The 24,266-nt window shown below is 70.2% G+C and carries 22 protein-coding genes; 4 read left to right on the top strand and 18 right to left on the bottom strand.

What is annotated here, in order from left to right:
* Positions 1-3 precede the first annotated feature (3 nt).
* Positions 4-1,869 (bottom strand): monovalent cation:proton antiporter-2 (CPA2) family protein, encoded by a 1,866-nt coding sequence (locus V8J38_RS05210; RefSeq protein ID WP_291776784.1) that lies wholly within the window; start codon positions 1,867-1,869, stop codon positions 4-6.
* A gap of 161 nt (positions 1,870-2,030) precedes the next feature.
* Between V8J38_RS05210 and V8J38_RS05205 the strand changes: the two genes are divergently transcribed.
* The 3 genes from V8J38_RS05205 to V8J38_RS05195 all read left to right on the top strand — a co-directional run bounded on the left by V8J38_RS05205 (position 2,031) and on the right by V8J38_RS05195 (position 5,577).
* Positions 2,031-2,447 (top strand): CBS domain-containing protein, encoded by a 417-nt coding sequence (locus V8J38_RS05205; RefSeq protein WP_087141056.1) that lies wholly within the window; start codon positions 2,031-2,033, stop codon positions 2,445-2,447.
* 81 nt (positions 2,448-2,528) lie between these two features.
* Entirely contained in the window at positions 2,529-3,101 is a 573-nt protein-coding gene (locus V8J38_RS05200) for a hypothetical protein (protein ID WP_291776791.1), read from the top strand.
* 91 nt (positions 3,102-3,192) lie between these two features.
* Complete coding sequence (locus V8J38_RS05195) at positions 3,193-5,577, top strand: sensor histidine kinase (protein WP_338578165.1); 2,385 nt, start codon at positions 3,193-3,195, stop codon at positions 5,575-5,577.
* Between the two features lie 7 nt (positions 5,578-5,584).
* Here the strand turns inward: V8J38_RS05195 and V8J38_RS05190 are convergent, their stop codons facing one another.
* From V8J38_RS05190 to V8J38_RS05125, 14 genes are all read right to left on the bottom strand, one after another.
* A complete protein-coding gene (locus V8J38_RS05190; RefSeq protein ID WP_291776795.1) occupies positions 5,585-6,100 on the bottom strand; it encodes a periplasmic heavy metal sensor in 516 nt (171 codons plus the stop codon).
* Positions 6,097-6,525 carry a hypothetical protein gene (locus V8J38_RS05185; RefSeq protein WP_338578164.1) on the bottom strand — a complete coding sequence of 143 codons (429 nt, stop codon included), beginning with the start codon at positions 6,523-6,525 and terminating at the stop codon, positions 6,097-6,099. Before V8J38_RS05185 ends, V8J38_RS05190 begins: the two co-directional genes overlap by 4 nt.
* Positions 6,522-7,157 (bottom strand): RNA polymerase sigma factor, encoded by a 636-nt coding sequence (locus V8J38_RS05180; RefSeq protein ID WP_291776800.1) that lies wholly within the window; start codon positions 7,155-7,157, stop codon positions 6,522-6,524. The genes V8J38_RS05185 and V8J38_RS05180 overlap by 4 nt, the downstream gene beginning before the upstream one ends.
* A 62-nt stretch (positions 7,158-7,219) precedes the next feature.
* Complete coding sequence (locus V8J38_RS05175; RefSeq protein WP_338578163.1) at positions 7,220-7,843, bottom strand: EF-hand domain-containing protein; 624 nt, start codon at positions 7,841-7,843, stop codon at positions 7,220-7,222.
* A 67-nt stretch (positions 7,844-7,910) separates the two neighbouring features.
* Entirely contained in the window at positions 7,911-10,796 is a 2,886-nt protein-coding gene (locus V8J38_RS05170; RefSeq protein ID WP_338578162.1) for a bifunctional [glutamine synthetase] adenylyltransferase/[glutamine synthetase]-adenylyl-L-tyrosine phosphorylase, read from the bottom strand.
* Entirely contained in the window at positions 10,793-12,223 is a 1,431-nt protein-coding gene (locus V8J38_RS05165) for a HAMP domain-containing sensor histidine kinase (protein WP_338578160.1), read from the bottom strand. Before V8J38_RS05165 ends, V8J38_RS05170 begins: the two co-directional genes overlap by 4 nt.
* 1 nt (position 12,224) lies before the next feature.
* Entirely contained in the window at positions 12,225-12,617 is a 393-nt protein-coding gene (locus V8J38_RS05160) for an endonuclease domain-containing protein (RefSeq protein WP_338578159.1), read from the bottom strand.
* A gap of 77 nt (positions 12,618-12,694) precedes the next feature.
* Complete coding sequence (locus V8J38_RS05155; protein ID WP_046651685.1) at positions 12,695-13,366, bottom strand: response regulator transcription factor; 672 nt, start codon at positions 13,364-13,366, stop codon at positions 12,695-12,697.
* A 65-nt stretch (positions 13,367-13,431) separates the two neighbouring features.
* On the bottom strand, positions 13,432-14,979 hold the full coding sequence (locus V8J38_RS05150) for a Do family serine endopeptidase (RefSeq protein ID WP_338578158.1): 1,548 nt from the start codon (positions 14,977-14,979) through the stop codon (positions 13,432-13,434).
* A gap of 185 nt (positions 14,980-15,164) precedes the next feature.
* Complete coding sequence (locus V8J38_RS05145; protein WP_291776813.1) at positions 15,165-15,647, bottom strand: cytochrome c-type biogenesis protein; 483 nt, start codon at positions 15,645-15,647, stop codon at positions 15,165-15,167.
* Positions 15,644-17,653, bottom strand: a complete 2,010-nt coding sequence (locus V8J38_RS05140) for a heme lyase CcmF/NrfE family subunit (RefSeq protein WP_338578157.1) — start codon at positions 17,651-17,653, stop codon at positions 15,644-15,646. Before V8J38_RS05140 ends, V8J38_RS05145 begins: the two co-directional genes overlap by 4 nt.
* Positions 17,654-17,656: 3 nt before the next feature.
* Entirely contained in the window at positions 17,657-18,148 is a 492-nt protein-coding gene (gene ccmE / locus V8J38_RS05135; RefSeq protein WP_338578156.1) for a cytochrome c maturation protein CcmE, read from the bottom strand.
* Positions 18,149-18,212: 64 nt separating this feature from the next.
* Entirely contained in the window at positions 18,213-19,031 is an 819-nt protein-coding gene (gene ccmI, locus V8J38_RS05130; protein WP_338578155.1) for a c-type cytochrome biogenesis protein CcmI, read from the bottom strand.
* Between the two features lie 18 nt (positions 19,032-19,049).
* Positions 19,050-20,399, bottom strand: coding sequence for a hypothetical protein (locus V8J38_RS05125; RefSeq protein WP_338578154.1), 1,350 nt, complete (start codon positions 20,397-20,399; stop codon positions 19,050-19,052).
* 343 nt (positions 20,400-20,742) lie between these two features.
* Between V8J38_RS05125 and V8J38_RS05120 the strand changes: the two genes are divergently transcribed.
* A complete protein-coding gene (locus V8J38_RS05120; protein WP_291776825.1) occupies positions 20,743-21,531 on the top strand; it encodes a phytanoyl-CoA dioxygenase family protein in 789 nt (262 codons plus the stop codon).
* Positions 21,532-21,588: 57 nt separating this feature from the next.
* Here V8J38_RS05120 and V8J38_RS05115 read toward each other — a convergent pair whose 3' ends face one another.
* From V8J38_RS05115 to V8J38_RS05105, 3 genes are read right to left on the bottom strand one after another with little or no spacing between them, the layout of a single operon-like run.
* Positions 21,589-23,043 carry a sensor histidine kinase gene (locus tag V8J38_RS05115; RefSeq protein WP_291776827.1) on the bottom strand — a complete coding sequence of 485 codons (1,455 nt, stop codon included), beginning with the start codon at positions 23,041-23,043 and terminating at the stop codon, positions 21,589-21,591.
* Positions 23,044-23,050: 7 nt separating this feature from the next.
* Positions 23,051-23,731 (bottom strand): response regulator transcription factor, encoded by a 681-nt coding sequence (locus V8J38_RS05110; RefSeq protein WP_087141003.1) that lies wholly within the window; start codon positions 23,729-23,731, stop codon positions 23,051-23,053.
* A complete protein-coding gene (locus tag V8J38_RS05105; protein WP_291776833.1) occupies positions 23,732-24,076 on the bottom strand; it encodes a hypothetical protein in 345 nt (114 codons plus the stop codon).
* Positions 24,077-24,266: the final 190 nt, after the last annotated feature.

Genomic DNA, 24,266 nt, shown 5'->3' with positions numbered 1-24,266 from the left:
GGATCAGTCCGCCTTTCGTTCCGCCGGTTCGAGAACCGCTTCCACCGGGGCCTCGTCCTCGTTGACCAGGCGTCCCTCGCGGTGAGGCTTGATATAGGGAGTCGGCTTGGGCGTCGGCATATTGCCCCGCATCATGGCCCGCCCGGCCCCCAGGCCGCCGGTGACCTCCAGGTCCAGCCGCGCCTCGTCGCGGCGGCGCACGTCGGCGATGACCTCGGCGGCTTCGTCCTGCGGCAGGCCCAGTTCCTCCAGCACCGCCTGGCCGAACTTCAGGGCGGATTCGAAGGTCTCGCGCACCTGATAGTCCACGCCAGCCTGGATCAGGCGCAGAGAATGGCCCCGGTCGAAGGCGCGGACCAGCAGCTTCACTCCCGGAAACTCGGACTTGACCAGTTGGACGATGCGATCAGCCGTCTCGGGCTTGTCGACGCAGACCAGCACCGCCTCGGCCTTGCCCGCGCCCGAGGCCCGCAGCGTATCCAGGCGCGTGCCGTCGCCGTAATAGACCTTGAAGCCGAAGTTCCCGGCGGCCTGGATCATCTCCACGTCGTTCTCGATGATCGACACGTCCACGTCGCGCGCCAGCAGGGGCTGGGACACCACCTGGGCGAAGCGGCCGAAGCCGATGATCAACACCTGGCCGCCCAGACCCTCGGCGGCGTCGACGCCCTCGGCCTCTTCCGGCGACAGGCCCGCCTCCTTCGGCAGGAAGCGCTTCAACGCCAGCGTCGTCAGCGGCGTCAGCGCCATGGACAGGATGACGATGGCCGTCAGGGCCGCGCTGGCCTGGGCGTCGATCACCCCGGCGCCGGCCGCCGCGCCGTAGAGGACGAAGGCGAACTCGCCGCCCTGGGCGAACAGGGCCGCCCGCTCAAGCGCCTCATGATGACGCGCCCTGAACAGGCGGGCGACGACATAGATGACCAGGGCCTTCACCACCATGAAGGCCGCCAGCCCGGCGACGACGATGCGCCAGTCGCTGATGACCACGCCGATATCCAGCGCCATGCCGACCGACAGGAAGAACAGGCCCAGCAGGATGGCGCGGAAGGGCTCGACGTCGGCTTCCAACTGGTGCCGGAAGGTCGAGTCGGACAGCAGCACCCCGGCCAGGAAGGCGCCCATGGCCATCGACAGGCCGACCTCGTCCATGATCCAGGCCGTGCCCGCCACCACCAGCAGGGCGGCGGCCGTCATCACCTCGCGCCCGCCGTTGCGCGCCAGGAAGCGGAACACCGGATTGATGGCGTAGACGCCGACCGCCAGCACGCCCGCCAGAGCCGCCAGGGCCAGACCGATCGACCGCCACAACGGCGTCGTGCTCTCGGCCGCATGGCCGAGGGAGGCGCCCAGCAGGGCGACGATGGCCAGCAGGGGCACGATGGCCAGGTCCTCGAACAGCAGGATGCTGACCGCCCTCTGGCCGCTGGGGGTGGGCAGATCGCCGCGCTCCTCCAGCATCTGCACGATGACGGCCGTGGAGGACATGACGAAGCCCATGGCTCCGACGAAGGCCACCGGCGCCGAAACCCCCGCCGCCATGGCGACGCCGGTCAGGGCCAGCCCCGCCAGCCCGACCTGGGCCGAGCCCAGACCGAAAATCTCCTTGCGCATCCCCCACAGGCGCTTGGGCCGCATCTCCAGGCCGATGATGAACAGGAAGATGACCACGCCGAACTCGGCGACGTGCAGGATGACTTCAGGCTCGCGGAACAGGGCCAGGCCGAAGGGACCGATGGCGACGCCCGCCGCCAGATAGCCGAGCACCGAGCCCAGCCCGATCTTGCGGAATACCGGCACGGCCACCACGCCCGCCGCCAAGAGGGCCGCTACATGGCCCAGTTCCAGTCCCGTCGCAGCCTCGGCCATCGCTCACCCTTGCGTTTGTCTTTTCATAGTGGGGGCGAACACGATCGATTGCGAGGGGGAAGGTTCGGCGGCGTCGCGTCCTTGCGGCGGCCGGAACCCCGGACGCCGTGCGCGGGTTTCCCAAGCTGGGCCGCCAGGCGCCCCCTACACGAGAGAAGGCCATGAAGATTCGCGACGTGATGAGCAAGGACGTGCAGGTCGCCCGTCCGGAAGACACCCTGCAAAACGTCGCCGGTCGAATGGCCGCGGGCGATTTCGGCTTCATCCCCGTGGCCGACGGCGACCGGCTGATCGGCGCCCTGACCGATCGCGACATCGTCGTTCGCGGCGTGGCCTCGGGCGCCGGGCCGGAGGCGAGGGTGCTGGACGTTCTGTCGCGCGACGCCCTTGTGGTGCGGGCAGACGACGACTTGAAAGTTGCGCTCGACCTGATGTCGTCGCGCCAGATCCGCCGCCTGCCGGTGGTGGACAAGGACGGCCGCCTGGTCGGCGTGGTCTCGCTGGGCGACCTGTCGACCCGGGTCAAGGAACGCTACGCCGGCGAGGCGCTGGAGGAGATTTCCCGCCCTCAGGGTTAATCCGCCGCTAACCACGTCACGGAACCCGACGATAACGGCCAGGGCCGCATCATTCCCCTCTTTGCAAGAGGGAATTCCGGAATGGCGCGCGCCCAGTTCCAGAAGGGCCAGAAGGTCTGGGTCGAGAGCGTCGGCGTCTGGGCCCAGGTCGAAAAGGTCATGCCCGTCTGGGCCAAGGGTTTCGACGAGCCGGTCCGGATCACCTACGACGTGGGCCTGGGCCGCGAGTTCGCCGCGGCGGAACTGCAGGTTCCCTCGGACAATCCCGCCGCCGGCGGCGTGGGCGACTGGCGCATCCTGCGCGCGCGCAACAAGTGGCAGGACCCCGCCGACTGCGTCCACCATCCCTACCCTGGCAGTTATCCGGTGGTGGTCACCGACAAGGCCGACTGGGGCGGCTGGCGCGTGCCCGGCGCCGAATACGACCGCGACCCGCAGCGCATCGAATTCCAGGCCCGCCTGATCGCGGCAGGGCCCGACCTGATGGACCTGGCGCGCGAACTGATGGCCTCGGTGGCCGAGGCTCCGGACGACGCCCCGCCCGAAACCCAGCGCCTGGCCCGCAAGGCCCAGTCCATCCTGCGTCGCATGACCGAGATCGCCGCACCGGCCCCAGCGTCTCGGCCGGATGAGGACGCGGAGACGGACGCCTAGACTCGCCGACGCTCATCCTGGGCGCCCACCCCTCGACGGATTCCGCGACGCAGCCTAGATTCCTGAGTGAATCGGGACAGGAGGGTCGCCCTTGCGGGGCACCGAGCGCCGCAGTTACGGGCCCGGCCGTCGGGCCACGGATCATCAGGCCGCGCGCTCCGCGCCCTGGGTCCGTATCCTTGCGCTCGCCGTGGCGCTGGCCCTGGCGGCCTATGTCATGCTGTTCGCGCGCGAGAACAGCCGTCCCAGCCGCGAAGTCGAGGCCGCCCGGCTGGAGACCCTGACGCTTGAGGCGAGGCTCGCCGCCGCCCAGGTCGAAGCCCGCGCCGCGCGGACGGATCGCGCCCTGGACGCCGCCGCCCGCGTTCTGGCTCAGACGCCGAACCAGCCGGTCCAGGCCCTGGACAGCGCCCGCCTGGAAGATCCCGAAGCCGCCTTGCTGATCGCCGATGCGAACGGCCGCGTCCTGGCGGCGCAAGGCGTCCGTCTGGGCTCCGACGCGGCGGCCGGCGTGTCTGTCGGCGAGGACGGCCTGACCACGCGCCGGACGACGCCGGACGGCCATGTCCTGGTCGCACGCACGCCCCTGCCGACCCTGAAACCGACGCTCGCCCAGGCCAGCCTCAGCATCCTGCCGTCCGGTCAGGCCCCCGCCACGCCGGACCAGGCGGTCAAGCGGCCTGACGGACGCCCTCAGACCGCCGCCGTGGCCCCCATCGGCGACACCGACCTGTCTGTCGTGGCGGCCCTGCCTCGCCCGGACGCCTTCGCCGCCTGGCTGGACGACGCCTGGATGCTGGCCGCGCCCCTGCTGATGGTGGTGCTGATGCTGGCGGTGATCGCGGTGCAGAACTGGCGCCAGATGCGGACGAGCCGACGCTGGGCCGACACCGAGCGCCGTTTCCGCGTGGCCGTCGAGGCCGCCCGCTGCGGCGTATGGGAATGGGATCTGGCCAAGGGCGAAGCGACCCTGTCCGACTACATGGCCGCCCTGCTGGAGGTGGAGACGGGAACCGTCCTGACCACCCAGGCCATGGTCGAGCGGGTCCATCCCCGCTATCGCCAGTTGATGGTCCAGGCCCTGGACAAGGCCATGGCCGACGGCGTGTTCGAAGCGGCCTTTCCCGTGCCGTTGAGCAACGGCGGCGTCCGCTGGATCGATGCGCGCGGTCAGTCCCGCCAGCCGCGTCGCGACGGCGGCTATGACAGCCTCATGGGGGTGGCGCTGGACGTCACCGAAGCTCGCCGCACCAAGGCCCAGGCCCAGGCCGCCGAAAGTCGCCTGCGCGACGCCATCGAAAGCGTGTCCGACGCCTTCGTCCTGTTCGACCGACGCGGACGGCTGATCCTGTGGAACCAGGGCTTCCAGGACGCCTTCGCCTTCCCTGAGGGCGTGGTCCGGCCCGGCGCCCAGAAGGACGAACTGAACCGCATCGCCGCCGAGGCGATCAAGGCCGAACATCCGTCAGCCGGGGGCCGCGCCGGGGTGCGTGAGGTCGAGTTGAAGGACGGCCGCTGGCTGCAGATGGCCGAACGCTTCACCGGCGACGGCGGCACGGTGGTGATCTGCGCCGACATCACCGTCATCCGCCGCCAGGAGGCCGAGCGCCGCCGCGCCGCCGACGAACTGCGCGCCATGGTGGCCGAACTGGAGGCCAGCCAGGCGAACCTGGCCCTGCTGGCGCGCAAATATGAGGTCGCCATGACCCGCGCCGAGGCCGCCAACCAGGCCAAGTCCGAGTTCCTGGCCAATATGAGCCATGAGCTGCGCACCCCGCTGAACGCCATCAACGGCTTCTCGGAGATCATGGCGGCCGAGATGTTCGGCCCCCTAGGCGACCGCCGCTACAAGGGCTACGCCGCCGACATCCACGGCTCGGGCCAGCACCTGCTCAGCCTGATCAACGACATCCTCGACATGGCCAAGATCGAGGCGGGCAAGCTGACGCTGCACTATGAGCCGATGGCGCTGGACGTGCTGTGCGCCGAGGCGGTGCGGCTGATGCGCGGCAAGGCGCAGGAGGCGCGGCTGGCCCTCACGCTGGACTGTCCTGAGGCCCTGCGCATAGAAGCGGACCAGCGCGGCCTGAAACAGGTGCTGCTGAATCTGATCTCCAATGCGGTGAAGTTCACGCCCGAAGGCGGCGCCGTGTCGGTGATCGTCGCTCCGCGCGATGCGGACACGGTGCGCGTATCGGTCGCCGACACCGGCATCGGCATCTCCGCCAAGGATCTGGAGAGGCTGGCCCAGCCGTTCGAGCAGGTGGAGGGCCAGCACTCCAAGTCGACGCAAGGAACGGGTCTCGGCCTGGCCCTGACCAAGTCGCTAATCGAACTGCACGGCGGCGCCATGACCATCGACAGCGAACCGGGACGCGGCACCACCGTCTGGTTCGACCTGCCGCTTCGCGCGCCGACGGGGGCCGTGGCCCCCGTCGGCGCGCCTGTCCAGCGGGTCCAGCCGCGCGCCGCTTAGCCCGACCTTAGACCGCCGGCTTTTCGGCGCCTTCCGTCGAGGTCTTCTCTCCGCCCTGCCCGTCCTTCGACTTGGAACGGTGACGCGACAGGATCGGCGCAAGAGCCTCACGATCCGCCGGGCCCAGACGGCTCAGCGTCTCGACCGCCCCCGCTTCCAGCCGCGCCCGCCCTCGCATTTCAGACGCACGCGACCGTTCCAGCAAGGCGGCGACCGCCACCGCGTCGAACTGATCCGAACGGGTCAGGGCGATGGCCTCGCGACGGGCCGCCCGCGCCTCTTCGAAATCCGGACGAGCCTCCAGGGCGGTGGCGCGCAGCTCACGCTTGACCTGATCGCGCACGGCGGGGGGGCGCGCCTCGACCACCGACCAGACGGGCTCGCTGCGGCCCGGCCGGCGCGCTTCGGTCGCCGCCTCCTGGACCTGCCTGGCCGCCATCCAGGCCGCGCCCGCTCCGGCGACGGCGAAGATGTTGAGAGCGACGGACGCCGCCAGGGCGATTCTCAAGCCTTTCGTGCTCATCCGCCCAGAACCTCCGTATCGTCAGCGCTGGTCAGGCTGGCCTGATACAACACCGCGTCGGCGCGGATGTCGGCCGTCATCTGGCCGGTCAGAACCACGCCGAAAACGGCCCCGGCGCAGGCCGCCGCCGCCCAGCCGGCGCCCGACAGCCAGGCCATGACGCCGATGCCGCCGCGCCGACGGCCCAGACCCGCGCCGGCCGCCGCAGCGATCACCTGTTCGCGCAAGGCGTGGGATGCGACCACGCGCGGCGCCGCGTCCAGCAGGGCGTCAAGCCCGTCCGCGTCCCGCAGCAAGGCCGCAGCCTGAATATCCGTCGCGGCTAGGGCGCGCGCCGCCTCGCGCTCGCTCTGCGGCCAGCGACGCAGGTCGCCGCCATAGGCGTCGGCCAGGTGTTCAAACCGTTCTCGGGTCATCGTCGTCATCTCGTCCCCCGCCATAGTGGTTCGGCGCGCGCTGCAGCGCCGCCGCCTCGCATGCCTTGTCGCCCATCACGCCCCGCGCCTGGATGCGGCGCGATGTCCGCCAGGGCGGTCCGCAAGGCGCGACGGCCCCGCGACAACAGGCTTTCCAGCGCTTCCACGCTGATCTCCATCAGGGCGGCGGCTTCGATATTGCCCAGCTCCTGATAGTGGCAAAGGACGATGGCCTCGCGCTGCCGCTCCGGCAGGCGCGTCAGGGCCTGTTCGACCCGCGCGCCCGTCTCGGCGGCCAGCAGGCCCCGATCCGGCGCCGGGCCGTCGTCAATGCTGTCGGGGATGGCGTCCGTCGCGATCTCGCGCCGGCGCCGCAGACGGTCGTAGCAGAGGTTGAGCCCCACCCGGTGCAGCCAGGTGTCGAAGCGCGCCTGGCCAGGGGTCCAGCGGGGCGCCTGCCTCCAGGCTCTGAGCATCGCTTCCTGGGCCACGTCCTCAGCCTCCGCCGCATCGCCCAGCATCCGCTGGGCGAGCGACAGCATGCGCGGCAGCTTGCGCGCGACCATGGCCTGAATGGCCGCGGGGTCGCCTTCGCCCACGCGGCGCACCAGATCCTCGTCGGGGTCGACGCTCGTCGCCAATCCAGCCTCTTTGGCTCCATCCAGAAAGGTCGGGCGGTCGGACCGCCTTCCCCGACATCACCCTACTCCGAAGCGGGCGCCGAAGGCGACGCCGGGTTCGAACGACGCTGCTCGCGCTTCTGACGCATCTCGACGCGGCCGGCCTGCATGGCGGCGCGGCGCTCCTCAACCGTCAGCACGCCGTCGCGGTTCGCATCCATTCGCGCGAAGGCCTCGGTCGCCTTGCGCTCGGACTCGGCGATGACGATGGGGAAGCGGCTCTCGGCGCGCTGAGCCCCCATCCGGCCGCCCCGATCCCGAGCCCCCTGGCCCCGATGTCCGCGCATCATCCGCGCGCCGTCGTGACGGCCCCCGCCCATGCGGTCGCCGCGGGCTTGAGGCGCCTCGAACTCGGCGCGGCTGAGGGCGCCGTCTTTGTTGGCGTCCAGCCGGTCGAACCGGGCCGAAAGGCGTTCGGCGCGGCGCGCCTGGCCGTAGGCGCGCATCTCCTCGGCCGTCACCTGACCGTCGCCGTTCGCGTCCGCCGCGCGCAGGCGCTCGACCCGACGCTGCACGAAATCGGCCTGGCTGACCGGCTCGGCCGTCCGGGCGCGATGCGACGCGGCGGGGGAGTCCTGGGCGATCGCCGTCCCGCCGACCGCCAGCGTCATTGCAAGAACGGCCACGCCGCCGAAAGTCATCTTCATCTCGATGTTCTCCATCTGGCCCAAAGGCCAAGAAGCAACCCTGTCGAGAAGTAGAACGGCGCCCGGATCAGATTCCGTCGCTCAATGGCGGCAAGGCGGCGTCGAACGCCCGCCTCGCCTGCAGCCGCAGGTCGATCAGGCGGGCCTTCAGGGTATCGAAATCAGGCGCCCCGGCGGCGCGGGCCAGCCGCATCTGGAAACCCGACGGCTCCTGATCCGGATCGCCTGCCCCCTCAAAGGCGCAGGCCATCAGCTGCCCCAGTCGCTGATGAAGACGCCAGCTTTCGGCCAGCACCGGATCGGCGGCCAGCGCCTCGAGCGTCGAGACCGTCAGGGGCGCCCCGGCCTGGGCCGCCGTCAACTGACGATACTGGGCCGTGAACTCGGCGTCGACCTGACCGCCCGGCGACAGCTTCAGGTCCCAGAAGCCCTTGGGCCGCCGCTCGCGATTCATCAGATCGCGCATGGCCCGAACGTCCTCGGCAAGGTCGACGCCGGGGCGGGGCCGCCGCAACGCCGCCTCCAGCGCCGTCTCGACCCGCGCGCCGAACGCTTCGTCGCTGGCCCAGACCAGTCGCGCGCGCGTCAGGGCCATGAACTCCCAGGTGTCGGCCTCCTCGGCGTAGTAGGCCTCCATCGCTTCCAGCCGGACCGACACCGGCCCCTTGGAGCCCGTGGGCCGCAGCCGCATGTCCACCTCGTATAGCCCCCCTTCCGCCGTGTGAGCCGACAGGGCGGCGATGAACCGCTGGGTGAAACGGCCGTAAAAGGTCTCGGCGCTCCAGCCGCGCCCGGCCGAAACGGCGTCGGGCGCCGCCGCATAGACCGTCATCAGGTCCAGATCCGAACCCGCCGACATCTCTCGCGAGCCCGTCTTGCCCAGGGCGACGACGGCGACGGCCCCGTCGAAGGCGCCGCCCATGCGCTCCGCCTCCTTAAGGGCGGCGGGGGCCAGACCCTTCATGCAGGCGTCGGCCAAGGAGGTGTTGGTCAAACCCGCCTGCTCGGCCGTGGTCCGGCCGGTGATGACGTGCATGCCGATGCGAAAGGCCTGTTCGCGGTGCAGACGGCGGACGGCGTTCATGGCCCCTTCGAAGTCGCCGGCCTCGCCCGCCTCGCGCACCACCTGCTCGGCCACGCCGGTGTCGGTGCCCAGCGCCGTCATGAAGCGCGCGTCCAGCACCCCGTCCAGCGCCTGCGGCCGCCGCCCCAGCATCCGCGCCAGACGCGGCGCGAAGGCCATGACCTCGACCACCAGATCGAACAGCTTCGGCTGATTCAGGAACAGGGCCTGCACCTGCACCCCGGCGTTGAGGCCCGAGAAGAAGACGGCGAACCGGCGGAAGGCTGCATCCGGCGCCCCCGTCCTGGCCACCGCCGTCAGCAGTTGCGGCGCCAGGCGGGTGAACAGTTCGCGCCCCCGCGCCGTGCGCGTCGCCTGAATGCGGCCGTGGTGCCAGCTGCGGATCGTGTCGGACACGCTGGCGGGCTCGGAAAAGCCCATGCGGGCCAGGGTCTCCAGCGTGCCGGGATCGTTCTCCACCCCCGTGAACACCAGACTGCCGTAGGGCGAGGACAGGTCTTCGCCGCCCTCGAACAGTTCGCCATAGCGGGCGTTGACCCGCACCAGCAGGCGCTCGATCCCGGCGTCGAAGGCGGTCAGATCGCCCTGCCCCGCCAGGGCCGCCACATCGGCGCGGCGCGCAGGATCGACAGGCAGGATATGGGTCTGCTCGTCCGCCAGCATCTGGGCTCGATGCTCCAGCGCACGCAGCTCGACATAGGCGGCGCGCAGTTCGTCCCGTGCGTCGGGCGCCACATGGCCTGCAACAGTCAGGGCGTCCAGCGCCTCCAAGGTACGCGGCGAGCGCAAAGACCGGTCGCGACCGCCCAGGATCAGTTGCTGGGTCTGGACATAGAACTCGATCTCGCGGATGCCGCCCCGGCCCAGTTTCAGATTGGCGCCCGCCGCCTCCAGTCCCTCGCCGGTCTTGTGGACGTGGATCTGTTTCTTGATCGACTGGATGTCGAGCACGGCCTGATAGTCCAGACTGCGGCGCCAGACATAGGGGACCAGGGCCTTCAGGAAGGCCGCGCCCTCCGCTTCGTCGCCGGCGCAGACGCGAGCCTTGATGAAGGCCGCGCGCTCCCAGTTCTGGCCGACGGACTCGTAGTAGGCTAGGGCCATCGGCGCTGCGACGACCGGCGGGGTCGAGGACGGATCGGGCCGCAGCCGCAGATCGACGCGGAAGACGTAACCGTCGGCCGTCCGCTCGGCCAACAGGGTCGTCAGCCCCTGGGCCAGGCGGTTGACGAAACCCTGCGCCTCAACGCCTTCGGCCAGGGCGGTCTCCAGCACCTCCGGCTCACAGAAGAGCGACAGGTCGATGTCCGAGGAATAGTTCAGCTCGAACGCCCCGTCCTTGCCCATGGCCAGGACGAACAGGCCCGGAACCGGCCCGCGCGGATCATCGGCCGCCGAGGCAAGCCGCCCGCGCCCGCGCCAGTCGTCGGCCAGAATTCTCAGCGCCGCCCGCGCCGCCGCATCGGCGAAGCGCGACAGGGCGCCCGTCACCTGATCCAGGTCCCAGACCCCGCCCAGGTCGCACAGCGCCGTCAGCAGATGCAGTTCCGCCTTCAGTCGACGCAACGGCGCCTTGGCCTCGTCCGGCGCCCCGGCCAAGGCGTCGGTCGCAGTCAGTATCTCCGCCAGACGCGCCTCAGGGTCGCTGTCCAGCGTCCGGCGCAGCCGCTCAGGCCAGCGCCGCGCCAGCCCCGCCAGATAGGGCGAGGCGGCGAAGATCGGCGTCAACGCCGCCCACGCCGCATCCAGCGTCGCGCGCCAGCCGTCGGCGTCCGCCGCCTCGATCAGCCGTTCATGCAGACGCCCTGCCGCCTCCGCGTCGCGCACGGGGCCGCACGGCTGCAATCGCCTCGCCAGAGCGTCGCTCACGCCTCGGGCGTCCGGCTGGCGGCGGGCAGGATCAGAGCCACGCGCAGGCCCGGCCCGCGTCCGTCATAGACGCCCGGTCCCTCGTCCAGCTGAATGCGGCCGCCATGCGCCTCGGCCACCGCCGTGACCAGGGACAGGCCCAACCCCGAACCCGGCTCGGTGCGGCTGTTGTCCAGCCGCACGAAGCGTTGCAGCACGCGTTCGCGATCCTCGTCCGGCACGCCCGGCCCGTTGTCGGTGACGGAAAACTCCACATCGCCCGACGAGCGGCGCCGCGCGCGGAACATCACCGCCCCCCCTTCGGGCGTATATTTGATGGCGTTGTCGATCAGGTTGGCCAGGGCCTGGGCCAGGAAGGGCTGGTTGCCCTCGATCATCAGCCCCTTCTCGATCTCGGCGGCGAACTCCAGCCCCTTGTCCTCGCCGGCCGGTTCGTAGAGCTCAGCCATGTCGGCTGCCAGATCCGCCGCGTCGAACACCTTCGGATCGGGCGCCCCGCCCGCCTGCAACCGGGCGATGGCCAGCACGGTATTGAAGGTCTTGAGCAGGGCGTCCGCCTCGTCCAGCGCCACGCTGAGGGCGTCGACGCCCGACGTCCGTCCCGCTTCGGCGTCGATGAGCGCGACCTCCATCTTGGCCTTCATCCGGTTCAGAGGGGTGCGCAGGTCATGGGCGATGGCGTCGCCGGCGTGGCGGATCGAGGCCATGGAGCCTTCCAACCGGTCCAGCATCCCGTTCAGCCCCTCGCCCAGTTCGTCCAGTTCATCGCCGGAATGGCGGATCGGAACGCGCGCCTTCAGATCGCCCTCCTGCACCGCCGTCACCACGCGATTCAGCCCGCCCATGGCCCGCTCGACCCCCCGGCTGATCCACAGACCGCCGCCGACGCCCAGCAACAACACCATGATCATGGCGCCCCACAGGGCCTGGGTCAGGCGAGCCAGATAGGCCTCGATGTCGCCGATGTCCTCGCCGACGAACAGATGTTCGCCGCCCGACAGGGTCATCTCGACGCCGATGGCCCCGCGCCGACGCACGCGTCCATCCTCGTCCGTGTCGGTCAGTCGGAAATCGTCCCAGCGCGCGGTGGACGGCGGCGCGTCCGCCTTGGGCGGGTCCAGCGGCGATTCCGAGACATTGCCGGTGATCACCGAACGATCCGGCGCCATCAGCAGATAGAGGTAGGGGCCGCCTTTCAGCGTGCGTTCGACCAGCACCTGGTTCAGGGCGTCGCGGCCGCGCGTGCGATAGACGGCGGTCAGGCCCTCGACCTCGGCCTTGACGCTGGCCTCGGCCCGCGCCCGCGCCTCGGACGCCGAGGCGACGTAGACATAGGCCAGCACCGCGCTGGCCGTCGCCGCGAACAGCGCCAGGAACAGCAGCGTCAGCCGAAAGGGCGTCCGCCGAAAGAGCGAGGGCAGTTTCACTTCAGCTTTCTCCCTCCCCTTCATGGGGAGGGTGGTCGCGCAGCGACCGGGTGGGGAGGGCTTCAAGTGCGCTCATTACCCCCGCCATCACGCCATCGAGATCATCGCGAACGGCGGCGTTGTCGAACCTCAGCGTCGTGAACCCTTCGCCAGCCAGCACGGCGTCCCTCACCCTGTCTCTGTTCGCCCGCGCCTCGATCGCATGGGTGACGCCGTCAATCTCTATGACCAACCGTCGATTGAAGCAGACGAAGTCGAGATAATAGCCTCTAAACGGCGCCTGCCGCCGAAAATGAAACCCTTGAGCGCGCAACAGCTTCAACTGAACCCACATACGCGCCTCTGGCGGCGTCAGCGCTTTTCGCATGGCGCGGGCTCGGGCGATGATCGCCATGGTCTGCAAGCCCTCCCCACCCGACCGGCTGCGCCGGCCACCCTCCCCATGAAGGGGAGGGAGAACGATGGCGCGGTTTACGCCTCCAGCCGGTACCCCGCGCCGCGCACGGTCTGCAGCATGGCCTTGTCGAAGCCCTTGTCGATCTTGGAGCGCAGGCGGCTGATGTGGACGTCGATGACGTTGGTCTGAGGGTCGAAGTGGTATTCCCAGACCTTCTCCAGCAGCATGGTGCGCGTCACCGACTGGCCCGCGTGGCGCATCAGGAACTCCAGCAGCTGGAACTCGCGCGGCTGCAGGTCGATCTCCTGCCCGTCGCGGTGGACCGTACGGGCGATCAGGTTCATCTCAAGGTCGCCGACCTTGAGCACGGTCTGGACCCCGCCCGTCTCGCGGCGGCGCGACAGGGCCTCCACCCGCGCCACCAGTTCGGCCAGGGCGTAGGGCTTGACCAGATAGTCGTCGCCGCCGGCCTTCAGGCCCGTGACCCGGTCCTCGACCTCGCCCAGGGCGGACAGGAACAGCACCGGCGTCTGGTCGCCGCCCTTGCGGATGGTCTCGACCATGCCGACGCCGTCCAGGCGCGGCATCATCCGGTCCACGACATAGACGTCGTAGCCCCCCTTCTGCGACTCCAGCAGGCCGAAGGCGCCGTCCACGGCGTGGGTGACCTCGTGCCCAGCCTCGCTCAGGCCGCGCACCATGGCGGTCGCGGCCTCGGCGTCGTCCTCAACCACCAGAATACGCATGCAGCCTCCCAAAAAAGATTCGGCGGCGATGTTAGCGCATCGCCGCCGATCCTGTGAGTTACGCCTTATTCAGACTTGGCGAAGGGCAGAACCACCGAAGAGTTGGTTCCCTGCACCCGGATCAGCAGGAAGACGCCCGGCCGTCCCGCCGACCGCGCCTCGTCCACGGCCGCCTTCAGATCGGCCTCGGAGCGGACCACGCGGTTGTTGGCGCGCTGGATTACCGTGCCGACCGGCATCCGCATCTTGCCCGCTTCCGAACGCGGAGCGACAGCGGTGACCACCACGCCCTGCATATCTTCAGGAATCGAGTAACGCTGACGCAGAGCCGAGGTGATCGGCGTCACCGTCATGCCCTCGATCGACTGGCCGACGACCGCGCCGTCTTCGCCGGGTTGCTGGGCGCCCGAATCCTGATCGCCGTTCAGCTCGGCTTCCGACGGACGGGTGCCCGCGCGGATGTTCAGCGTCTGGCGCCTGCCGTCGCGCAGGACTTCAAGCCGCAGGGTATCCCCGGGCTTGGCTCGCGCCACGCGGCGGGTCAGTTCGGTCGAGCTATCGACCGCCTCGCCGTTCACGCTGACGACCACGTCGCCGATCTGCATCCCGCCGCGATCGCCGGGCGCGCCGGCCGTCACCTCGGCGACATAGGCGCCCTTGGTGTCTTCGCTCAGGCCCAGGGCGGCGGCCGCGTCCTTGGACAGGGTCTGGATCTGCACGCCCAGATAGCCGCGCTCCACCGTCTCGCCGCGCATCAGCTTGTCGGTGACGGCCTTGGCCGTGGTCGCCGGAATGGCGAAGCCGATGCCCACCGAACCGCCCGACGGCGAGAAGATCGCCGTGTTCACGCCGATGACGCGACCATAGATGTCGAACGTCGGACCGCCCGAGTTGCCCCGGTTGATGGCCGCGTCGATCTGCAGATACTCGTTGTAGCCGATCGGATCGATATCGCGCGACTTGGCCGAGACGATGCCCGCCGTCGCCGTGCCGCCCAGGCCGAAGGGGTTGCCCACGGCGATGACCCAGTCGCCGACGCGCGGCTCGGCGGCTTCTTCAAAGCTGACGAAGGGGAAGGCCGAACCTTCGACCTTGATGACGGCCAGGTCCGTGCCTTCGTCGCGGCCGATCAGCTTGGCCTTGAGTTCACGGCCGTCGCTGAGTTTGACCGAGATTTCCTCGGCGTTCTCGACGACGTGGTTGTTCGTCACGATGAAGCCGTCGCCCGAGATGAAGAAGCCCGAACCGGCGCCGGCGGCCAACTGGGTGTCCGCCTCCTCGCCCTCGCCCGAACCGCCCGGCGCGCCGGGAATCGGCACGGCGCCGAAGCCCGGAATCTGGAACACGCCGCGCGGACGCTGGACGCGGGTCTTCACGTCGATCTGCACCACGGCGGGCGCGACCTGCTGGAAGATGTCGGCGAAGCTGAGCGGCGCGCCCTGCGGAGGGGCGAAAGCCAACGCCCCGGCTCCGGCCGAAGGAACCAGTTGTCCGACCTTGGCGGCGGGCGCAGCCTCGGCGCCCGGCCAGGTGATGACCCCGCCCGCCGTCGCGGCGGCGGCGAAGGTCAGGCCGACAGCGGCCCCCAGAATGAACTCCTTGCGTTTCAGCATCGTCGTCCTTGCAGTCTTTTACTGGCGTTCACGGAAAGCTCCGTTCGCCCATGGATATAGGGCGTTACGGCTCAAGCCAATGCACGCCGTCGAGATGATTGTTCCTGATCATCGTTCGGCGTGTGGCGCGTCTGCGTCAGGAAGACGGCGAAAGGCTTTCCAGACGGACAGGAGCAAGCCCCTTCTCAGCGCTCAGCTTCGTCTTCCGCCGTCAGGGCGGCCAGGGCGCGTTCTTCCTCGGGCGTCAGGGGAGCGGCCTCGCCTGCCCCACGACGACGCGACCGCAGAACCAACACCACGCCCGCCCCCGCCGCCAGGGCGAACGGGCCGAACCACAACAGCCAGGTGCCGATCCGCACCGGCGGCCTGAACAGCACATAGTCGCCGTAGCGGCGGATCAGATCGTCCCTGATCTGGGCGTCCGTCTTCCCCTCGGCGATCTGTTCGCGCACCAGGCCGCGCAGGTCGGCGGCGATGCCGGCCGGACTGTCGGCGATCGACTCATGCTGGCAGACGACGCAGCGGATGTCGCCGAACAGGGCGCGGGCGCGGGCCTCCTGGGCCGGGTCGGCCAGAGGCCGGTCGGGCGCGGGCGGCGGCTCGGCCACAACGGGCGCGGCGGCTCCCGCCAGCAGGGCGGCGGCGAACAGGGCGGCGGCGCGCCTCATGCCTGCGCCTCCACGGGCTCGACCCGCTTGGCGGCCTTCTTCACGCGCGAGCCCGCCCCGACGCGCAGACGCCGGTCCAGCAAGGAGATCAACCCGCCCAGCGCCATCAGCGCCGGTCCCAGGAAGATCAACCGCGCCCAGGGGTTGTAATAGATGCGCACGATCCAGGCGCGCTCGCCCGTGTCCGTCGCCGCCCGATCGCCCATGACGGCGTAGACGTCGTCCAGCCCGCGGAAGTCGAGGCCGACCTCGGTCGTCGTCTGGCCGCCCGCCGGGAAGAAGCGGCGCTCGGCGGTGATGACGCGCTCAGGCGCGCGGCCGTCCACCGACATGATGGTCAGACGGCCCTGCTCGGCCAGATAGTTCGGCCCCTCGATGACCTGCACCGCGTCCAGGCGCGCCTTCCACGGCCCCGCGGCGACTTCGCCGCCCAGCGGAAGGGCGGCGGCGGCCTCGGCCTTGAAGCTGGTCTCAACCACGGCCCCCAGAATGAAGACGCCCAGACCCGCGTGGGCCAGCGCCATGCCCCAGGCGCCCAGCGGCAGGCCCTTGGCCCGGCGCAGCGTCTCGGCCAGCGGCGCGCGGAAGGCCTTGGTCCGCACGCCCAGCTCCGCCAGCGCCCCGCCGATCAGCCAGGCGCCGACGCCCAGCCCTGCGGCGGCCAGCGCCTTCTTCGGCTCGAACAGGAAGAAGGCGGCGAAGGCGGCGGCGATCGCCAGAGCGGCGGCCAGCCACAGGCGCTGCAAAGCCCCCTTCAGATCCCCTCGCTTCCACGCCAGCAGAGGCCCGGCGGGCAGGATCAGACAGGCGACGATCATCAGCGGATTGAAGACGGCGTTGAAATAGGGCGGGCCGACCGAGATGGTCGCCCCCGTCGCCGCCTCGAGGATCAGCGGATAGAGGGTGCCGAGCAGCACCGTCGCCGCCGCCGCCGTCAGGAACAGGTTGTTCAGCACCAGCGTCCCCTCCCGGCTGACCGGGGCGAAGGCCGCGCCGGAACGGATGGCGGGCGCGCGCAGGGCGAACAGGATGAAGGCCGCGCCCGCCGCCAGGCCCAGAATGGCCAGCAGCATCATCCCCCGCTGGGGATCGACGGCGAAGGCGTGGACTGAGGTCAGCACGCCCGAGCGCACCAGAAACGCGCCCAGCATGGAGAAGGTGAAGGCCAGAATGGCGAGGAAGACGGTCCAGCCCGCCAACGCCCCGCGCCGCTCAGTCACGATGGCCGAGTGCAGCAGGGCCGCGCCCGCCAGCCACGGCATGAAGCTGGCGTTCTCGACCGGGTCCCAGAACCACCAGCCGCCCCAGCCGAGTTCGTAATAGGCCCAGAAGGAGCCTAGCGTGATGCCGACGGTCAGCAGGGCCCATGACGCCAGCGCCCACGGCCGCACCCAGCGGCCCCACGCCGGATCGACGCGCTTCTCGATCAGGGCGGCGACCGCCAGCGAGAAACAGACCGAAAACCCGACATAGCCCGCGTAGAGCAGCGGCGGATGCACCGCCAACGCCGGGTCCTGCAACAGAGGATTCAGCGACGCGCCCTGCACCGGCGCCGGGTCCAGCCGGAAGAAGGGGTTGGAGGTGAAGGCGGCGAAGGCCAGGAACAGGCTCGACAGGCCCGCCTGCACGGCCACGGCCGAGGTCTTCAACCCGAACGGCAGGCCGCGCGCCAGCGCCAGCGCCCCGCCGAAGACCGTCATCACCAGACACCACAGCAGCAGCGAGCCCTCATGGCTGCCCCAGGCGGCGGCGACCTTATAAAAGACCGGCTTGTCGGTGTGGCTGTTCATGGCCACGTTCGACACCGAGAAGTCCGAGACCACGAAAGCGTAGATCAGCGCGGCGAAGGCCAGGGCGATCGCCCCGGCCGAGGCCAGCATGGCGCCGCCCCCCGCCCCGGCCAGCACCGGGCTGAGGCGCAGGCGCCCCGCCGTGGTCAGCGCCAGACTCAGCACCGACAACGCCAGCGCCAGGATCAGGGCGAAGGCGCCCAGTTCGACGATCAACGCTTACGCCCCCTGTTGCGCAGGCACGGCGGGCGCCGCCGCATCGTCAGGCCGCCACTCGCCCTTTTCCTTCAGCCTGTCGGCGACTTCGCGCGGCATATAGGTCTCGTCGTGCTTGGCCAGCACCTGACTGGCCTCGAACACGCGGTCGGGACGGAAGGCGCCCTGGGCCACAATGCCCTGCCCTTCGCGGAACAGGTCGGGCAGGTCGCCGTGATAGATCACCCGCGCCGTCGCCCCGTTGTCGGTGACGACGAAGACGACCGAGCCGTCAGCGGCCTTGGTCACGCTGCCCGCCTCGACCAGACCGCCCAGGCGGATCATCTGACCGGCAGGCACCTTCTGCGGCGTCACTTCCGACGGGGAGTAGAAGAAGGTCACATTGTCCTTCATCGCCCACAGCGACAGGCCGACGGCCAGGGCCAGCACGGGCGCTGCGGCGATGACGACCCAGAGGCGGCGACGCGCCTTGGGCGATTTGGGCAACCAACTCATGTCAGGGGTCCGAAGGCGGCGATGGTCGCCGCATAAAGAAAGCAAGGCGTAAGCGGCCGGCGGTTCATGGCGCGGCCTCGGCCAGACGGCGTTGCAGGTCGGCGCGGCGCGGATCATCCGGGTCGAGGGCGGCGATCAGAGGCGTCCACAGGGTCAGGGCCTCGGCCCGGTCGCCGCGCGCCAGGGCGGCTTCGCCCAGGAAGAAGCGCGCGCCTAACTGGTCGGGGTCCAGCTTGATCGCCTGACGGAAGGCCGCCTCGGCGTCGCCGTCGACCGCGCCGTTGTTGGCCCGCACCAGGCTCTCGCCCAGCCGCGCCCAGCTGCGGGCGTCGTCAGGCTGGATCGCCACGGCGCGGCGGAAGGCCGAAGCCGCGCCGATGGGGTCGCCCGCCTCGAACCGGGCGGCGCCCAGCATGGTCAGGGCCAGACGGTCGCCGGGCCGGTCCTTGACCACCTGGGTCATCACCGCCGCGACCTGGGCCGGCTCAAGACTTTCCGGCGTCGCGGCCCATTGGCGCACGCGCGCCTCATAAGCCTGATCCTTCATGCCCGGCACGCCAAGCACGACATAAAGGCCCAGCGCCGTCGCCGCCGTCAGCCCCAGGCCGCCCAGCACCCAGATGCGGTCCGCCGCCCGCGCGACGGGCCTCAAGTCCGCACGACGCGCCGCCAGCAGGCGACGGCCCGCCTCGGCCCGTGCAGCGGTCCAGCCCGCCTCGTCCAGCAGGCCGCGCGCCTTCAGCCGGTCCAGTTCGACCAGTTCGCGGGCGCCCGCCTCGCGGTCGACGGCGCCCTCGGCCCCAGCGCCGCGCCGGGCGCTGGACAGCACCACAAGCCCCGCCAGGGCCGTCGCCATGGCCGTCATGATCCAGAAGATCGTCATGGCTGTCGCTGTAGCGGATCAGGCGGCCGGAGGCGAGACACGCGACGCCGCACCCGCCGTCATCAGCCGCCGCCGCACGGTGCGCGACGCATCGCGGGCGCCGATCAGGCCCAGAAGCTCCGAGGTCAGGATGATGCGCTTGCGCGCCGTCGCCATATCAGCGGCCTCTCCGTCATTCAGGCGCTCCATGGCTTCATCGGCCCAGGCGGCCAGGCGGCCGGTCAGGGCCTCGGCCGTCTGACGGCGCTCGGCCTCGCAGCCGAAGACGGACGCCGGGCCGCGCACCAGGCCGACCAGGGCCGCCAGAGCCCGCGCGCGCTGGGCGGCGGACGGGTCGATGGCGCCGTCCAGCCGGGGCGTCGGCCGCGTCATCCGCCCGACCAGAGCCGCCCGCTCGACCGGCAGGACGGCGTCGACGGCCCGTTCGGCCGCGCTGAACTGTTCGGACAGGTGGAGCGCCAGCTTGACCCGAGCCTGCCGCACCGCCTTGCCCCAGGCGCTGTCGGCCTTGAGCGGCAAGGCCACGTCGATCTCGGCCAGGGTCTCGGCGCACCAGTCCAGGTCGGTCTTGAAGCCGTCCAGGTCGGCCTCGGCCGCCGTCGCATCGAAGGCGGCGGCCTCCGAGGCCCGCCGCGCCAGGGTGAACAGGACGCGGTCGACGAACAGGCCCAGTTCGCTCTCGCCCAGAGCCGTTTCCGCGCTGACGTCCCGCCCCGCGCCCGGCGCCGCCAGGCCCACCACGCGCAGGATCAACCGGGCGTCGCCCAGATGGGCGAAGACCACCTCCAGCAGGCGGCTGGCGCCGTCCGGCGCGACCGAGGCGGCCTGACGCAGGGCCAGCTTCAGCTCGGCCGTGGCCTCGGGGCTGGCGCGGCCGACCCATTCGGGAAGATGCGGCAGGGCGCGCCGCGCCACGGCGGCCAGATCCAGACAGGCCGCCAGCTCCGCCGTCTGCGACCGCGACGCCTCTTGCCAAACCTGCTCGGGCCGATCCCGCACGGCCACGGCGGCGCTGAGGCACAGACGGTCGGCGATCATGCGCGACAGGTCGTCGTCACGGTCCAGCTGGGGCAGGAGTTCGGGCTCATGGCGCGTGGCCGCCCGCCACAGCCGCCCCAGAACCGCCGGAGGAAAGCCAAGCCCCGGCAGGCCGTCGGCGCGCGGGCGGAACAGAACCAGCAAGGGGGCGAAGGCCATGTCGCGACGCCGCCGATCCAGGGTTTCGACCTCGATCATGTCGCGCAAGGCCGCCGACCGGTCCCCCGCCATCGTCCCCGCCAGCCCCGAAAGCTGCGACAGGACCCGGTCCGGACACCGTTCGATCAGCTGGGCCAGGGCGGCCCTCTGGGCGACCGACAGGTCCGCCATCCCCACTCCTCCGACCGAACCGATTCCCGGCCAAGACGCCGAGGGTGCCCCGCTGCGGGTTAACAGGGGATTTTAGGACGCGCTGGATCCGCGGCCGAGCCCGATCGCCCTTCCAGCCGAATGAGGGTTCTCGTCCCTATAATAAACGTCTCGTCGCGACCGTTGCGGACGTTGCTCCGCGCCTTTGCCGGTTCTGGCCTTGCCGCTGTCCCCGCTGGATGCAAAATGGGAGCGATGATGATGAAGGCCAACCATTTCCCGCTGATCTGAGGCGACTCGCGCCGGCGCCCGTATGCGCCGCTCAGATCATTTTTCGGCCCGGAAAGGGCCAGGGAGAACAACTGTGCCTCATCTTGAGCATGAGGGTCTGACCGACGGTCAGATCCAGGACTTCATCGGCGACGGCTTCGTCAGACTCGACAACGCGTTCAGCGCCGATCTCGCGGCCCGGTGCCGTGACGAGCTGTGGTCGGAAATCGGCCTGTCACCCCATGCCCCCAAAGGGTGGACACGGCCGGTGATCCGGGTCGCGTCAAAATCGTCCGAGCCCTTTGTCCAGGCGGCCAATACGCCACGGCTGCATCGGGCCTACGATCAGCTGGTTGGCGCCGGGCGCTGGCTTCCCCCACTAGGTCTCGGGACCTTTCCGATACGCTTTCCATCGCCGGAGTCGGCGGGAGACGACGGCTGGCACATCGACATGAGCTTCGGCGACTCACCGGACTTCATGGAATGGAGAGCCAATATCAAGAGCAGCGGACGGGCGCTTCTGATGCTCTTCCTGCTGTCGGACGTCGGTGAAGAAGACGCGCCGACCCGCATACGACGAGGATCACACACCGTAATCGCACGCGAGCTTCTGCCTTGCGGTGAGCGGGGTGCATCCCTGCGGCAGCTGGCGGCAGACGACTTTGTCTCCACCAGCGGTTGCCCGGTCAGCTTGGCGACAGGTCCTGCAGGCACGGTGTTCCTGTGCCACCCCTTCCTCGTCCATGCGGCGCAGAGGCACCTGGGAACTGAACCGCGCTTCATGGCCCAGCCCCCCCTGCTTCCCCGAGGTGAGTTCGACCCGGCGTCGCCACCCTCACCCGTCCAAATCGCCATTCGCCGAGCCTGCGGATTGGCCACGTGACTGGCCGCTTCCCACCCTAGCAGCCCTCCGACTGTCCGCTTCCGTACCTCTGCGCCTTCACCCCTCCGCCGCCGGCAGCTCCAACACCACCTTCAGCCCGCCCATGGCGCTGTCGCCCAGGGTGACGCGGCCGCCGTAGGCGCGGGTCAGTTCGTCGACGATCGACAGCCCCAGACCCGTGCCGGGCGTGTCCTCGTCCATGCGCGTGCCGCGTTTCAGGGCCGTGTCGCGCTGGTCGGCGGGCAGGCCGGGGCCGTCGTCCTCGACCACGGCGATCATCTGGCCCGGCGTGGACGGCCCGGCCGAGATGCGGACGCGGCGCTTGCACCACTTGGCCGCGTTCTCGATCAGATTGCCGAAGATCTCCTGCAGGTCCTGGCGCTCGCCCAGGAAGGCCAGGCCGTCGGGAGCCCGCCAGTCGATCTCGACGCCCTTCTCCTCGAACACCCGCTCCAGCATGACCGCCAGTTCGTCCAGGACCTCGCCTATGTCCGTGCGCTCGCCCAGGCCGTGGGCGGCGCGGGCGGCGGCGCGGGCGCGGCGCAGGTGATGGTCGACCTGGTCCTGCATCACCTTGCTCTGGCGGCGGATCAGATCCGGCAGCGGTCCCTCCTTCGTCCCGGCCTCGGCCAGCATGACGGCCAGGGGCGTCTTTAGGGCGTGGGCCAGGTTGCCGACGTGGGTGCGCTGACGCTCCACCGTCTCCTGATTATGCGCCAGCAGGCGGTTGACCTGTTCGGCCAGGGGCTGGATCTCGACCGGATAGACGCCGCCGACCCGGTGCGAGCGGCCCTGGCGAACGTCGGCGATCTCGTCCCTCAGGTCGTAGAGCGGGCGCAGCCCCACCTGCACCTGGATGAAGACCGCCGTGACCAGCCCCGCCCCCAGCAACAGCATGGCGATCCAGGTGACGGTGGCGAACTGGCGCGTGTCGGCGTCGACGTCCGAGCGGTCGATACCGGCGAAGAAGACCACCGGCCGGTCGCGTCCGGGCAGTTGCTTCATGCTGGCGGCGATGCGCAAGGGCTCGCCCTTGGGGCCGTCGTCGGCGTTGTAGCTGATGGTCTGGCCGAAGGCGGCGCGCAGGCGGTTAAGCAGGTCCGCGCCATACTCCAGCTCAGCCGGCCCCAGGGAGGCCGAACGCGCCAGGACCTGCAGGTCGCCCTGCGGCGTAGGCTCGGCCACCATCCAGTATTTGCCGGACAGCAGGCGCTGGGTTCGGGCGTCCTGAATCTCGCCGACGAAAACCTCGCCCTCGGGCGTGATGGTCGCGGCGACCACGGCCTCGTCGATGGTGTCGCTCAGGATATTGCCCAGTCGGCGCAGGGCCGATTCCTGAAAGACGGCGGTCAGCACGAGGGCCGCCGCCGCCAGGGCGATCAGAATCCACGCCGCCGCCAGCCAGATCAGCCGCCGCGTCAGCGAGCGGCCCGGCCGGCCGAACCACCGGCCCCATTGGCGTCGATCAGGCTGGGACAGGCCTTCGGACTGACCTTCGGACGGGTCCGTCATGCGGCGCTCAGGCCGCGTCGCTCTCGCCGGCCAGCGGCGACAGGCGATAGCCCAGGCCGCGCACGGTCTCGATGCGGTCGGCGCCGATCTTCTTGCGCAGGCGGCCGACGAAGACCTCGATGGTGTTGGAGTCGCGATCGAAGTCCTGATCGTAGAGGTGTTCGACCAGTTCGGTGCGGCTGATGACCCGGCCCTGATGCATCATCAGATAGTGCAGCAGGCGGTATTCCAGACTGGTCAGGCGCAGCGGCTCGCCGTTGACCGTGGCCCGCGCCGCGCGCGGGTCTAGCCTCAGACCGCCGCAGCTCAACGTCGCCGCAGCATGGCCGGCCGAGCGGCGCAGCAGGGCGCGCAGGCGCGCCAGCAACTCCTCGGTGTGGAAGGGCTTGGTCAGATAGTCGTCGGCCCCGGCGTCGAAGCCCGCCACCTTGTCCGACCAGGCGCCGCGCGCCGTCAGGATCAGCACCGGCGTAGCCTTGCCTTCGCGGCGCCAGCGCTCCAACACCGAGACGCCGTCGATCTTGGGCAGGCCCAGATCCAGCACCACCACGTCATAGGGTTCGGTGTCGCCCAGGAACCAGGCTTCCTCGCCGTCGGGCGCGTGATCCACGGCGTAGCCGGCGTCGGTCAGGGCGGTCTTCAACTGGCGCGACAGATCGACGTCGTCCTCGACAAGTAGAACCCGCATTCAGTCGTCCCCGCGAACCCGGCCCGAACGGCCGTCGACCTGGATATCCGAGACGCGGCCGCCGGGATATTCCCAGCGCACCACATAGTCGTCGCCACGCTCGCGCACGCCCAGCATCCGACCGGGACGGCCCGACTGGACTCGGCGCGCTACGTCGCCGGGGTTGGCGCGCGGGCCGCTGTCGCGACGCGGCGCGTCGCGCAGTCCCTGGCCCGGATAGCTGCGGGGTTGCTCCCGGCGATCCTGATCGCGATCCCGGTCGCGGCCGCGCGACTGAGCCGCCGCGTCCGTCAACGGGACGAGGGCGATCAGGCCAGCCAAAAGAAGGGCTCGAATACGCATCATGGATCGCGGTTTAAACCAGTGCCTCTGAACAGCGGCTGAACGCAGTCTATCGGCGTTCAGTCCAAAGAGGAACGTCGGGAGATGAAATCTCCGTCGCATGCCGGCGAGAGAAAAGGAGGCGCATGACGCCGATGTCATCCTGATGAACCCTATCTGAAACGCGTCGTTCAGACGCGGCTCAGGCGCAGGA

It is taken from the genome of Brevundimonas olei (assembly GCF_037055245.1).
Lineage (GTDB): Bacteria > Pseudomonadota > Alphaproteobacteria > Caulobacterales > Caulobacteraceae > Brevundimonas > Brevundimonas olei.
The sequence above is the reverse complement of the archived record's forward strand: the minus strand, read 5'-3'. Positions and strand labels throughout refer to the sequence as shown.